Origin of the sequence: Acidipropionibacterium thoenii DSM 20276 (genome assembly GCF_000423445.1) — a bacterium.
Lineage (GTDB): Bacteria > Actinomycetota > Actinomycetes > Propionibacteriales > Propionibacteriaceae > Acidipropionibacterium > Acidipropionibacterium thoenii.
In genome coordinates this window covers 83,667-96,882 of sequence record NZ_KE384018.1, presented here as the reverse complement: position 1 = coordinate 96,882, position 13,216 = coordinate 83,667, and the positions used below count along the sequence as shown (strand labels likewise).

The following is a 13,216-nucleotide window of genomic DNA, read 5'->3' as shown; positions in this document are numbered from 1 at the left end:
ATCGCGGCCCCGCCGACCGGGCAGGATTAGGCTCGTCCCTCGTGTCCGCCCCCCGATCTGTGATGCCAGAAGCGTCGACTCGAAGTTGGATCGTTCTGGGAGCCGCCGCTCTCGCCTATATGTTCGCGGTGCTGCAGCGCAGCTCGCTGGGCGTGATGGGGCTGACCGCCTCCACCCACTTCCACGCCTCGGCCGGCATCGTGGCCACCTTCATGGTGCTGCAGCTGGCGGTCTACGCGGTGGCCCAGCTGCCGGCCGGGATGCTCCTCGACCGGGTGGGGCCCCGCCTGGTGATCACCCTGGGAGCGGTCCTGATGACGATCGGACAGCTGCTGATCGCCGTCTCGGACCAGATCCCGATGGCCATCCTGGCCCGCGTCCTGGTGGGTGCCGGGGATGCCTGCACCTTCGGTGCGGCCATCAGGCTCCTGCCGGTGTGGTTCCCACCGAGACAGGTGCCGATGCTGACCCAGATCACCGCGCTGCTGGGCCAGGTCGGACAGATCGGCTCGACCGTCGGGCTGGTCGCCCTGGTGGAGAACCGGGGATGGCGCACCACCTGCCTGGTGGCGGCCGGCATCGCCGCGGTGGGCATCGTCACCAGCGCGGTGCTGCTGCGCGACGCCCCGGCCGGGGCCACCGGTCAGCGTTCCACCATCCCGCTGCGGGAGATGCCGCAGGATCTCCTCGAGGTGATCAGGCATCCTGCCACCGGCGTCGCCTCTGGTGCCACTGGTCCACCAACTTCGCCGGGATCGTCTACTCGATGATGTGGGGGATGCCCTATCTCACCCGCGCCGAGGGCCGCTCGACGGCTGCCGCATCCACTCTGATGACCTGCTACGTGCTGGCCTCGGCGATGTCAGGACCGATCGCCGCCCGGCTCACCAGACAGAACCCGCTCAACCGCGCCAGCCTGGTGGTGCTCATGGTGAGCCTGTCGGTCGCGCCGTGGATCGCGGTGCTGCTGTGGCCGGGGCGGGCACCGCTGTGGCTGCTGATGGTGCTCTCGGTGTGCCTGGGACTGTCGATCCCCGGTGGATCGGTGGGGATCGACGTGCTGCGCACCGAGCACCAGCCGCACCGGCTGGGGGCCGCCACCGGAATCGCCATCATGGGCGGGTTCACCGCGGCTCTGATCCTCATCCAGGCGATCGGCGTGCTGCTGGACTGGCTGTGCCCCGGCGGGGCCTACACCTTGACGGGCTTCCGCTGGGCGATGAGCAGCCAGCTGGTCCTCTTCGCCGTCGGGATCGTCGGCATCCTGGACTGCCGACGTCGGCTGCGGCGCAGAATGACCGCCGAGGGCATCGAGCTGCCGCCCTGGCACGACGTCATCACCCGCCAGAGCGCCCGACTGGACCAGCAGGGCTGAGCCGCGGCCGGTGATCCGCGACCCATCCGGGCTCAGCTCCTGACGGTGAGCTCCCCGGCGATGCTGGTGCCCATCCAGCGGGCCACCTGCTCGGCGTCCAGGCCTTGGGAGAGCAGGAACACCAGCTTGGCGTAGACCGCCTCCAGGGTCATGTCCGCCGATCCGATCGCCCCTGCCCGGGCCAGCTGCCAGCCGGCCTCGTAGTGTCCCAGCAGCACATCGGCCTGGTGGCACTGGGAGGTGACCACCACCGGCACTCCGGCGGAGATGGTTCCGGCGATCACGTCGACCAGTCCGGGCTCGTCGCTCGGCGCGTTGCCCACCCCGAAGGCCCTCAGCACCACGGCCTCCGGACGGGGATCCAGCATCGCGGCCAGCCGGTCGGCGGTGATCCCCGGGGCGAGGTCCAGCACCGCGACGTCGCACCGGCGGTAGGCCTCAGGGCCCTCCCAGCCGCATCCGCGCGGACCGGGAGCGGTCCACTGCCAGGGGGCCCCGGTCCGCGCCAGCTCGGGAACGCTCGGGGAGCCGAAACCCTGGAAGGCCCACGATGAGGTCTTGGTGACCCGGGTGCCCCGCAGCAGCTTGTGGCCGAAGAAGATCGCCACCCCGAAGGACCGCCCGGCCATCGCTGCCCGTAGCGCCCCGGTGACATTGGGGGCGGCGTCGGTGCCCACCACTCCCAGCGGGTACTGGGCGCCGGTGAGCACCACCGGCTTGTCGAACCCGGTGAGTGCGTAGGACAGTGCCGCCGCGGCATAGGCCATCGTGTCGGTGCCGTGCAGGACGACGAAGGCGTCGGCGTCCTCGCGCCGCGCCCACAGCTCATCGACGATGTGCTGCCAGTCCTCGGGGGTCGCGTTGGCCGAGTCGATGAGGTGCTCGAAGGTCACCAGCTCGACCCCCCGATCGAGCTCGGTGCCGCTCAGGAGCCGGCGCAGCCAGCCCTCCAGATCAGCCCCGGGGGCCAGCCCCTGCGGGGTGTCGACCATCCCCAGGGTGCCACCGGTGTACAGGATCTCCACCCTCATCCGACTCTCCTCCTCATTCCTGCTTCTGGGGCTCCTGGCCGGCCTGGTCGGTCGCGTCGGAGTCCAGGATGTTGTCGAGCAGGTCCCCCTTGATGCGATTGCGCACTGCGAACCAGCCGATCACCAGGAGTGCGACGACGCCCAGGAACATGTAGATCGTGGGGCGACCCACCTTCGGGTCGAACCACATCGACACGATCACCACCAGCAGGAAGACGATGGCCACGATATTGGTGACCGGGGCCCCGCGCAGCCGGAAGTCGGGGCGCTCGACGTCTCCCCGCCTGGCCCGGCGGACGAAGATCACGTGGGAGGCCAGGATCGAGATCCAGGTGCCCGCGATGCCGATACCGGCCAGGTTCATCACGATGTCGAAGGCGCCGCTGGGGTAGACGTAGTTGATGAGGACGCCGATCAGTCCCAGCGAGGCGGTGATGACGATGCCCCCGGCCGGAACCTGGTGCCTGTTCAACCTGGCCGCCATCCTCGGGGCCTCCCCGGCCACAGCCATCGACCGCAGCGTGCGGCCGGTGGCGTAGAGACCGGCATTGAGGGAGGACAGCGCCGCGGTCAGCACCACCACCTGCATGATGTCGCCGGCATAGGGCACCCCGATCCGGGCGAAGAAGGTGACGAAGGGGGACTCATCGCCGGAGTACGCGGTCCATGGCAGCACCAGGGTCATCAGGACCACCGAGCCGACGTAGAACACGAAGATCCGCAGAATCATCGAGTTCACCGCCTTGGGCAGGATCTTGCGGGCCTCGGCGGCCTCGCCGGCGGCCACGCCGACCATCTCGGTGCCGCCGAAGGCGAAGATGACGCCCAGCGACAGGGTGAGCAGCGGGGCGACGCCCATCGGGAAGAACCCGCCGTGCTGGGTGAGGTTGGAGAGCCCGGCGTGGTCGTTACCGACCGCGTGACCGGTGATGATGGCCCAGATGGCCACCGCCATGAAGACCACGATGGCCGTCACCTTGATCGCGGCGAACCAGAACTCCGCCTCACCGAAGTACTTCACCGAGAACATGTTGAGGGTGAAGACCAGCACCAGGGCGATCATCGCCAGGAGCCACTGGGGCATAGGCTGGAAGAAGGTCCAGAAGTGCAGGTAGAGGGCGACGGCTGTGATGTCGGCCATCACCGAGGTCGCCCAGTCGAGGAAGAACAGCCAGCCGGTGATGTAGGCACCCTTCTCCCCCATGAACTCACGGGCGTAGGAGACGAAGGCTCCCGAGGAGGGCCGGTGGATGGACAGCTCGCCGAGCGCCCGGACCATGATGAAGGCGAACAACCCGCAGATCGCGTAGGCGATGGCCAGTGCCGGCCCGCCGTTCGCCAGCCGGCCGCCGGCACCCAGGAACAGCCCGGTACCGATCGAACCGCCGATCGCGATCATCCTGATGTGGCGGGTCTTGAGACCCTTCTGGTACCCCTCGTCGGCCTTGTCGACGACCCGGGTGTCCTCTTCCGAATTCACGGGGTAAGTATGGCCCCGCCGCACCGCTGCCCCGACCACCATTGGCCGCGGGCGCCGGCGTGTGCTGTCAGGGCGCCCTCACACCTTCCACATCATGAGACACGTCCCGGTGGGCGACAGACCGGCCCGACCTCTCAGACCTGGACGCTGAGGAATCGACGTACCGAGGAGAGGAATCCCAGACCGTCGGTGCTGCCGCCGGTCAACCCCTCGACAGCGTGTTCGGGGTGGGGCATCAGGCCGACGACATTTCCGGTCTCGTTGGTGACCCCGGCGATGTCGTGCTCGGATCCGTTGGGGTTGTGGAGGTAGCGGAAGACCACCTGGTTGTTGGCCTCGATGGCCGCCAGCGTCGCGGCATCGGCGACGTAGTTCCCCTCGCCGTGCTTGGCGGGGATCCGGATCGCCTGCCGGGGGGCGAAGTCGCAGGTCCACACCGTGTCGATGCTCTCGACGACCAGCTCCTGGACCGAGCACTTGAATCGCTGCTGCTCATTGCGCATCAGGGTGCCCGGCAGCAGCCGTGCCTCGCACAACACCTGGAAGCCGTTGCAGATCCCCAGCACCGGCAGGCCCTTGCCGGCCGCGGCCCGCACCGAGGTCATCACCGGCGACAGCGCCGCGATGGCACCGGCACGCAGGTAGTCGCCGTAGGAGAAGCCACCGGGAAGGATGACGGCGTCGACCCCCTTGAGGTCGGCCGAGGCGTGCCACAGCTGCACCGGCTCGCCGCCTCCCAGCCGGATCGCGCGGACGGCGTCCTGATCATCGAGGGTGCCCGGGAAGGTGACCACACCGATCCGTGGGGCCATCTCAGCGCTCCACGTGGATGTCATAGGACTCGATGACGGTATTGGCCAGCATCTCGTCGGCGATCTGCCTGATCTCCTCGAGCCGGTCCTCGACTCCCTCACCGGTGATCTCGAAACGCTTACCCTGCCGGACCGTCAGCCCCTCGTGAGACCGCCGTCCCAGGGCGCCGGTGATGGCCTTCCCCTGCGGGTCGAGGATCTCGGGCTTCGGCATGACGTCCACCACAACACGTGCCATGGGCGTGATCCTATCGGCATCGGTGGCCGCGGCGCCCAACGGGTCGTCGAGGCCGGTCATCGCGGTCCAGGCCTCCAGGTAGCGGTCCCGGGTGGCGGCCACGATCTCGGCCGGCAGTGCCGGGGGCTGCTGGTCGCCGTGCCGGTCCCAGCCGGACTCCTGGGTCAGCCAGTCACGGACGAACTGCTTGTCGTAGGAGGGATTGGCACCACCGGGGGCCCACTGGTCGGCGTCCCAGAATCGGGAGGAGTCGGGGGTGAGGACCTCATCGCCCAGCACGATGGTGCCGTCGGCGCGGGCCCCGAACTCGACCTTGGTGTCGGCCAGGATGATGCCGTGGTCACGGGCGATCTGCTCGGCACGGGAGTAGATCGCCAGGGACAGCCGCCGCAGCTCGCCAGCCACCTGGGGGCCGACGATGGTGACCAGGGTGTCGAAGTCGATGTTCTCGTCGTGCTCGCCGTACTCGGCCTTGGTGGCCGGGGTGAAGATCGGCTCGGGAAGCCGCGAGCCGTCCTGGAGACCCTCCGGAAGCGGGATGCCGCACACCTGGCCGTGGTCCTGGTACTCGGCCCATCCCGACCCGGTGAGATATCCGCGCACCACGCACTCCACGGGGAACATGGAGAGCTCCTCGACGACCATCGCCCGGCCCGCGACCGCCTCGGGGACATCGGTGGAGATGAGGTGGTTGGGGACGATGTCGCCCAACTGGTCGAACCACCACAGCGAGATACCGGTGAGCACCTTGCCCTTGTCGGGGATGTCGGGGGACAGGATGTGGTCGTAGGCGCTGATCCGATCGGTGGCGACCATCAGCAGCCGTCCTGGCTGATCGGGCAGCCGGTAGATGCGACGCACCTTGCCCTCGCTGAGCAGTGGAAGCCCGAGATCATCGGTGGAGCTGGCCATGCGGTCATTCTGTCACGGCCCACGCCACCGTTGTCCGAGGTGGACAGCGGCCTCGCCAAGCCAGGGGCCGGGGTCGCATCTCGATACGCGACCTCTATTGGTCCGACCATTCGTGATAGTCTGCGTCTATCAGTTGTCGAGAACACCAACCAAGAAGGTCACTGATGAGTCTGATCAACACCAAGATCCTCCCCTTCCAGGAGCACGCCTACCGGAACGGTGAGTTCATCGACGTCTCGGAGGCCGACGTGGCCGGCAAGTGGGCCATCTTCTTCTTCTACCCGGGCGACTTCACCTTCGTGTGCCCCACCGAGCTGGGCGATCTGGCCGACCACTACGACGAGCTGCAGAAGCTCGGCGTCGAGGTGTTCTCGGTCTCCACCGACTCGCACTTCGTCCACAAGGCCTGGCACACCGAGTCCGACACCGTGAGCAAGGTCCAGTACACGATGATCGGTGACCCGAGCCTGCAGCTCACCCGCAACTTCGACGTCGAGAGGGTGGGCGCCGGCCAAGCCGACCGGGCCACCTTCCTGGTCGACCCGCAGGGAGTCATCCAGTTCTACGAGCTGACCGCCGAGGGGATCGGCCGCAATGCCGAGGAGCTGGTCCGCAAGGTCAAGGCCGCCCAGTACATCGCCGCCCATCCCGGCGAGGTCTGCCCGGCCAAGTGGGAGGAGGGCGATGACACCCTCGCCCCGTCCATCGACCTCGTCGGCATGATCTGATCCACCCGCTCACCTGAGACACACCCCACGAGCCCCCGGCAGGGACCCGACCTGCCGGGGGCCGTGCTGTTTCCCAGGCAGCATCCCCCACCTCCCACGGCCGCCCCGGCGGCCGGCTCAGCCCCTCTCTTCCCACTCGAAGGAGAAATCCCATGCTGGAACCCGCACTCGTCCAACAGCTCAAGACCTACCTGGCGATGACCACCGAGGACGTCGTCCTGGTCCCCTCCCCCGCCAGCGATCCGGCCACCGACCCCGCCACCGCCAGGAAGTCCGCCCAGATGATGGAGCTCCTCGGCGAGATCGCCGCTGCCGGCCAGCGGGTCACCGTCGCCGACCCGGTGGCCGATGACCGCACCCCCTCCTTCGCCATCACCCGCCCCGGCACCGAGATCTCGGTGCGCTTCGCGGGCCTGCCGATGGGTCACGAGTTCAACTCCCTGGTGCTGGCCCTGCTGCAGGTCGGCGGGGTCCCGGTCAAGGCCGACGCCGCCCTGCTGGACGCCGTCCGCGGCCTGTCCGGCGACCACGAGTTCACCACCTACATGTCGCTGACCTGCCAGAACTGCCCCACCGTGGTCCAGGCCCTCAACGCCATGAGCATCACCAACCCCCGCATCAGGCACACCGCCGTGGAGGGCGGAGCGTTCGCCGACGAGGTCAAGGCCAAGGGCATCCAGTCGGTGCCCGCCATCTACCTGGACGGCAAGGAGTGGGGTTCGGGGCGGATGACGATGGCCGACATCCTCGCGAAGCTGGACTCCTCGGCCGCCGAGCAGGCCGCCGAGGACCTGTCCCAGCGCGATCCCTACGACGTCCTGGTGGTGGGCTCGGGCCCGGCCGGAGCTGCCGCCGCCGTCTACGCGGCTCGCAAGGGGATCCGCACCGCGATGGTCGGCGAGCGGATCGGTGGCCAGGTGCTCGACACCGAGTCCATCGAGAACCTCATCTCGGTGCCCCACACCACCGGCCCCCAGCTCGGTGCCGCGCTGGGCGCCCACGTCGCCGACTACCAGATCGATGCGATCGAGGGTCAGCATGCCGCCGAGCTCATCGAGGCCGGTGCCGACGGCCTGACCGGCGTCCGCTTCAATGGCGGCGAGCTGCGCGCCAAGGCCGTGGTGCTGGCCACCGGCGCCCGCTGGCGTCAGCTCGGGGTGCCCGGCGAGCAGGAGTACAAGACCAAGGGGGTCACCTACTGCCCGCACTGCGACGGACCGCTGTTCAAGGGTCAGGACGTCGCTGTGGTCGGCGGCGGCAACTCCGGCATCGAGGCGGCCATCGACCTGGCCGGTGTCACCCGGCATGTCACCGTCTTCGAGTTCATGGACTCCCTCAAGGCCGACGCCGTGCTGCTGGCGACCCTGGAGTCGCTGCCCAATGTCGATGTCATCACCTCGGCCCAGTCGACCCAGGTGATCGGTGACGGCTCGCACGTCACCGGCCTGGAGTACCGCGACCGCAACTCCGGGGAGCTGCGCACCGTGCCGGTGCGCGGGATCTTCGTCCAGATCGGTCTGCTGCCCAATACCGAGTGGCTGGAGGGGGCGGTCAACCTCACCAAGCGCGGGGAGATCGTCGTCAACACCCGCGGCGCCACCTCGGTGCCCGGCGTCTTCGCCGCCGGCGACTGCACCACCCAGCCCTACAAGCAGATCATCATCTCGATGGGATCGGGTGCCACCGCGGCACTGGGCGCCTTCGATCACATCATCCGTACCGCCGGGGCCGCCAGGACCCTGGCGAATGCCTCCTGAGCGCGGTTGACTGGAGTCATGAACCTGCGATGGGTGGAGTACCTGGTCGCGCTGGCCGATGAGCGTCATTTCGGTCGGGCCGCGGCCAGGTGCGGGGTCAGCCAGCCGACCCTCTCGGCGCAGCTGCGCCGTTTCGAGGAGGAGCTCGGCGGCCCCCTGGTGCTGCGCGGTCCGCGGATCGAGCTCACCGAGCTGGGGCGTCGGGTGATCGGCCCGGCGCGTCAGATGCTGTCCCTCGCCGAGGACATCAGCTGGGCCGGGCGCGACCAGGAGGGGCCGGTCACCGGGGAGGTACGGGTCGGGATCTTCCCGACCCTGGCCGCCTACCTGCTGCCCCACCTCATCGCCGGCCTGGAGCATGACGCACCAGGGGTGAGCCTGTCGGTGGTCGAGGAGAAGTCCGCCACCCTGCTGCGGCTGCTGGACGCCGGCGAGCTCGACATCGCCCTGCTGGCCTCGGCGGTACCCGCCGGGCTGAGCAGCGTGCCGGTGTTCCGCGAGGAGTTCCTGCTGGCCACCCCGGCTGATGACCCGCTGGGGCGTGCAGCCGGGCCGCTCGATCCGGCTGAGCTGCGCGGCACGGATCTGATCCTGATGTCGGAGGGCCACTGCCTGCGCGACCAGGTGCTCGAGGTGTGCGCGGACTCGGGTTCCGGTGTCCGCAAGGACATCCGGCCCGGGTCGGTGGCGACCCTCTCCCAGCTGGTGGCCGCGGGTTCGGGACGCACTCTGATGCCCCGGATGGCGGTGAGTCCGCCGATGGCCCCCGATCCCCGGATCGCGCTGCGCGAGTTCACCGAGCCCCGACCCCATCGCGACGTGGTGGTGTGCGGGCGGGCCCCGGTGCTGGAGCGGCGTGCCGTCAAAGCGCTGATCGGAGTGCTGCGAGATCTGCCCGGCGGCCTGGTCGAGCCCCTTGGGGCCGAGCCCTCCCTCGAAGCCGTCAGCCTGTGAGCCGACGAGTCCGCCTCACGAAGGACTGGATGTGACGGCCCCGTGAGGCAGAAGCCCTCATTCGGCTGAACGGGTCAGAGCACCTGACCCGGCAGGTAGCGGGCCGCCTCGGGATGGGTGGCCACGATCGTCTCCACCTGTCCCACCAGGGCGGCGACCTGGTCGCGGGCCGCCCCGGTCAGCTCGATCGGGGAGGTCACCAGATCGGCCAACTCGGAAGAACTCAGCGGGATCCGGTCGTCGGCGGCCAACCGGTCGAACAGGTCGTTGCGGGTGCTTCCGGTCTCGCGCATCTGAAGGGCCAGCGAGACGGCGTTCTCCTTGATCGCCTCGTGGGCGTCCTCGCGGCCCACCCCGGCGCGCACGCAGGCCATCAGCACCTTCGTGGTGGTGAGGAAGGGCAGATAGCGCTGGAGCTCGGCCTCGATGACGGCCGGGAAGGCCCCGAAGTCGGTGAGGATGGTGAGGAAGGTCTCGAACATCCCATCGGTGGCGTAGAAAGCATCGGGCAGCGCGACCCGGCGGACCACCGAACAGGAGACATCTCCCTCGTTCCACTGCACCCCGGCCAGCCCGGTGGCCATCGTGAGGTAGCCGCGCAGCACCACCAGGAAGCCGTTCACCCGCTCGCAGGAACGCGCATTCATCTTGTGGGGCATCGCCGAGGAGCCCACCTGACCCGGCTTGAAACCCTCGGTGACCAGCTCGTTACCGGCCATCAGCCGAATCGCGGTGGCCAGGTCGGAGGGCCCGCAGGCCACCTGCACCAGGGCCGAGATGACGTCGAAGTCCAGTGACCGGGGGTAGATCTGGCCGGTCGAGGTGAGCACGTGGTTGAACCCCAGGTGCTCGGCGATGGCCGACTCAAGGGTGGCGAGCTTGGCGGCGTCGCCCCCGAGCAGGTCGAGCATGTCCTGGGAGGTGCCCATCGGCCCTTTGATGCCGCGAGCCGGGTAGCGCTGGATGAGTTCCTCCACCCGCCGGTAGGCCACCAGCATTTCGTCGATGATGGTGGCGAACCGCTTGCCCAGGGTGGTGACCTGGGCGGCGACGTTGTGCGAGCGCCCGGCGATCGGCTGGTCGGAGTACTGCGCAGCCAGCCGGGCCAGCTGGGCCAGGGCGGCGACCATCCGGTCGCGGATCAGGTTCAGCGAGACCAGCACCTGGTGCTGCTCGATGTTCTCGGTGAGGTCCCGGCTGGTCATCCCCTTGTGGATGTGCTCGTGGCCGGCCAGCGCGTTGAACTCCTCGATCCGGGCCTTGACATCGTGTCGGGTGATCCGCTCGCGGGCGGCGATGGACTCCAGGTCGACCCGGTCGACCACCTTGCGGTAGTCATCGAGCACCTGCTCGGGATCGTCTCCGCCCAGTGGCACGCCCAGTGCGATCTGCTCGGCCAGCACCGCGATCCACAGCCGCCGTTCGGCCCTGATCTTGTTCTCCGGGGACCAGATCTCGCGCATCTGGGCCGAGGCGTAACGGTTGGCGAGGACATTGGGCACGCTCACGGGCGCTCTCCTGAGGGGTTGAGGGAAACTGGCGACGTCGTTCGGCGGGCCGGGTCTACTCGGACTGCGCCGGGTCGGACGGCGAGGGAGAGGTGGGCTCCGACATCGCGGTGAAGGCCTCCTCCTCGGCGGCGGTCAGGGCGATGTCATCGCGATGGAAGCCGCCTGGCAGCTCGATGCGCGACAGTCGGGTGTAGGCGGCCTGCCGGGCCCCGGTCAGCGTCTCGCCGTGGCCCAGAGCCACCAGCACCCGCCCGCCGGCCGAGACCAGCCGACCTTCGGGGTCCAGCGCGGTGCCGGCATGGATGACGTCGGGATCGGGGCCACCGTCTGGCGACTCGGCCCCGGTGATCGGTCGGCCGGTCTCCGGCGTCCCCGGATAACCCTCGGAGGCCAGCACCACCCCGACAGCGAAGCCGGTGCGGAACTCCAGGCCCTCACCGAACTGCGACAGGTCGCCACGGGCCGCGGCACGCATCACCTGGGCCAGCGGGGTGGTGAGAAGGGACAGCAGCGGCTCGGTCTCCGGGTCGCCGAAGCGGACGTTGAACTCGACGACCTTGGGGCCCTCCGCGGTCAGTGCCAGGCCCACGTAGAGCAGTCCCTGGAAGGGAGTGTCGCGCCTGTTCATCTCGGCCAGGGTGGGGGCGATGACCTCGCGGGAGACCTGCTCGACCAGATCGGTGGGGGCCCATGGCAGCGGGGTGTAGGCGCCCATCCCGCCGGTGTTGGGGCCGGTGCCGCCGTTGCCGACCCGCTTGAAGTCCTGGGCTGGCTGAAGGGGAAGGGCTCTGGTCCCGTCGCAGATCGCGAACAGGCTCACCTCGGAACCTTTGAGGTAGTCCTCGATGACCACCGGATGGCCGGCCTCCAGGCAGCGCCGGGCGTGCTCGACGGCGGCCTTGCGGTCGCTGGTGACGACCACTCCCTTGCCCGCTGCCAGCCCGTCGTCCTTGACGACGTGAGGTGCGCCGAACCGGGTGAGTGCGACCTCGACCTCGTCCAGGTCGACGCAGTTGACGGCATCGGCGGTGGGCACCCCGGCGGCTGCCATCACCTCCTTGGCGAAGGCCTTGGAGCCCTCCAACCGGGCCGCCTGCGCGCCCGGTCCGAAGCAGTCGATACCGGCGGCCCGCACCGCGTCGGCGACCCCTGCCACCAGTGGCGCCTCGGGCCCGACCACGACCAGGTCGGCCCCGACCTGCTGGGCCAGCGCGACCACCGCGTCAGGATCGGTGAGGGCGACCGGATGATTGGTGGCGAATGACGCCGTGCCGGGGTTGCCCGGGGCCACGTGCAGGTCGCGCACCTGCGGGTCTCTGGAAATGGCCAGGGCGATCGCGTGCTCGCGGCCACCCGAACCCAGGACGAGGACAGTCATCTCGGTCACGGGGACAACACTAGATGACGTGGGGAACAGCGGAGGTGGCAGTGGACCGGGTCGGGGCGGGCGGTGCTGCGGGGATAGCCTGCCGGGGTGAAGAGCATGGGCGGCCACGTCGCGGCCGTGGTGCTGGCCGGCATCCTGTGGGGCACCACCGGGACGATGGCCCACCACGCCCCGACGGGTTCCGATCAGATGCTCATCGGACTGTCCACCTTCGGCTTCGGCGGGCTGATCCTGCTGGCCACCCGGCCCAGGCGCACCCTGGCCCAGTTGGCCGACCGCCGCACCCTGGCGATCCTGGCGGTCGGAGCGGTCGGCGTGCTGGGCTACGCCAGCATGTACTACTGGTCACTGGATCTCATCGGGGTGGCGGTCGGTGACGCCCTGGCGCTGGCCTCCGGGCCGGTCTGGGCCGGGGTTCTGGAGATGGTGGTCGATCATCGCTTCCCCGGAGGGGCCTGGCTGCTCACCGTGATGGTGCCGGTGGCCGGGATCTGCCTGCTGGTGGCCTCCGGCGGGTCGGCTCCGGCCGGTCATCCGATCGCCGGTGCGGCGCTGGGGCTGGGAGCCGGGTTCGGCTGGGCGCTGTACTCATGGGCCGGCGCCCGGGTGATCTCCGACCCCAGCAGGCCGACCGCTGACTCGGGGACCGTGATGGCGGCGATGTTCACCCTGGCCTCGGTGGTCCTGGTGCCGTGGTTCATCCTGGCCGGCCCGGGGCCACTGCTGGAACCCCGCGGAATGGCGGTGCTGGGATACCTGGCGGTGGTCCCGATGGCGATCGGCTACCTGCTCTACGGCTACGGGCTCAGACGTGTCCGGGCGTCCAGATCGACCACCCTGGCTCTCACCGAGCCGATGACGGCGACCCTGCTGGCGACCTCGGTGCTGGGCGAGACCCTCACCGCTGCCGGCTGGATCGGTCTGGCCCTGGTGGGGCTGGGGATCGTACTCAGCGCCGTCGCCCAGAGCCGGACGGCAGGACCCGCCGAGGACACCGACCCGGTGGACCGGGTCGCCGCCTGATCGGCGCC

The 13,216-nt window shown here is 69.4% G+C and carries 10 protein-coding genes and 1 pseudogene; 5 read left to right on the top strand and 6 right to left on the bottom strand.

Going from position 1 to position 13,216, the window contains the following annotated elements:
- Positions 1–62 precede the first annotated feature (62 nt).
- A pseudogene (locus G554_RS18590) lies at positions 63–1,375 on the top strand (MFS transporter).
- Positions 1,376–1,407: 32 nt separating this feature from the next.
- On the opposite strand, the gene G554_RS0109865 reads toward G554_RS18590, so the two are convergent.
- From G554_RS0109865 to G554_RS0109850, 4 genes are all read right to left on the bottom strand, one after another.
- Positions 1,408–2,406: an asparaginase gene (locus G554_RS0109865; protein ID WP_027587758.1), complete on the bottom strand. Its 999-nt coding sequence runs from the start codon at positions 2,404–2,406 to the stop codon at positions 1,408–1,410.
- A 13-nt stretch (positions 2,407–2,419) separates the two neighbouring features.
- Positions 2,420–3,886: an amino acid permease gene (locus tag G554_RS15775; protein WP_036925474.1), complete on the bottom strand. Its 1,467-nt coding sequence runs from the start codon at positions 3,884–3,886 to the stop codon at positions 2,420–2,422.
- Between the two features lie 134 nt (positions 3,887–4,020).
- On the bottom strand, positions 4,021–4,698 hold the full coding sequence (gene purQ, locus G554_RS0109855) for a phosphoribosylformylglycinamidine synthase subunit PurQ (protein WP_027587757.1): 678 nt from the start codon (positions 4,696–4,698) through the stop codon (positions 4,021–4,023).
- A gap of 1 nt (position 4,699) precedes the next feature.
- Entirely contained in the window at positions 4,700–5,848 is a 1,149-nt protein-coding gene (locus tag G554_RS0109850) for a phosphoribosylaminoimidazolesuccinocarboxamide synthase (RefSeq protein ID WP_027587756.1), read from the bottom strand.
- Positions 5,849–6,012: 164 nt separating this feature from the next.
- Between G554_RS0109850 and ahpC the strand changes: the two genes are divergently transcribed.
- From ahpC to G554_RS0109835, 3 genes are all read left to right on the top strand, one after another.
- On the top strand, positions 6,013–6,576 hold the full coding sequence (gene ahpC, locus G554_RS0109845) for an alkyl hydroperoxide reductase subunit C (RefSeq protein WP_027587755.1): 564 nt from the start codon (positions 6,013–6,015) through the stop codon (positions 6,574–6,576).
- Positions 6,577–6,728: 152 nt separating this feature from the next.
- Positions 6,729–8,333 carry an alkyl hydroperoxide reductase subunit F gene (ahpF, locus tag G554_RS0109840; RefSeq protein WP_027587754.1) on the top strand — a complete coding sequence of 535 codons (1,605 nt, stop codon included), beginning with the start codon at positions 6,729–6,731 and terminating at the stop codon, positions 8,331–8,333.
- Between the two features lie 18 nt (positions 8,334–8,351).
- Positions 8,352–9,287: a hydrogen peroxide-inducible genes activator gene (locus G554_RS0109835; RefSeq protein WP_027587753.1), complete on the top strand. Its 936-nt coding sequence runs from the start codon at positions 8,352–8,354 to the stop codon at positions 9,285–9,287.
- Between the two features lie 74 nt (positions 9,288–9,361).
- Here the strand turns inward: G554_RS0109835 and purB are convergent, their stop codons facing one another.
- Both purB and purD read right to left on the bottom strand, forming a co-directional pair.
- Entirely contained in the window at positions 9,362–10,795 is a 1,434-nt protein-coding gene (gene purB, locus G554_RS0109830) for an adenylosuccinate lyase (RefSeq protein WP_027587752.1), read from the bottom strand.
- Between the two features lie 55 nt (positions 10,796–10,850).
- The gene (purD, locus tag G554_RS0109825) at positions 10,851–12,176 is read right to left on the bottom strand and encodes a phosphoribosylamine--glycine ligase (RefSeq protein ID WP_027587751.1); all 1,326 of its coding nucleotides are present in this window, start codon (positions 12,174–12,176) and stop codon (positions 10,851–10,853) included.
- 105 nt (positions 12,177–12,281) lie between these two features.
- Between purD and G554_RS15770 the strand changes: the two genes are divergently transcribed.
- Complete coding sequence (locus tag G554_RS15770) at positions 12,282–13,208, top strand: DMT family transporter (RefSeq protein WP_071162190.1); 927 nt, start codon at positions 12,282–12,284, stop codon at positions 13,206–13,208.
- Positions 13,209–13,216 lie beyond the last annotated feature (8 nt).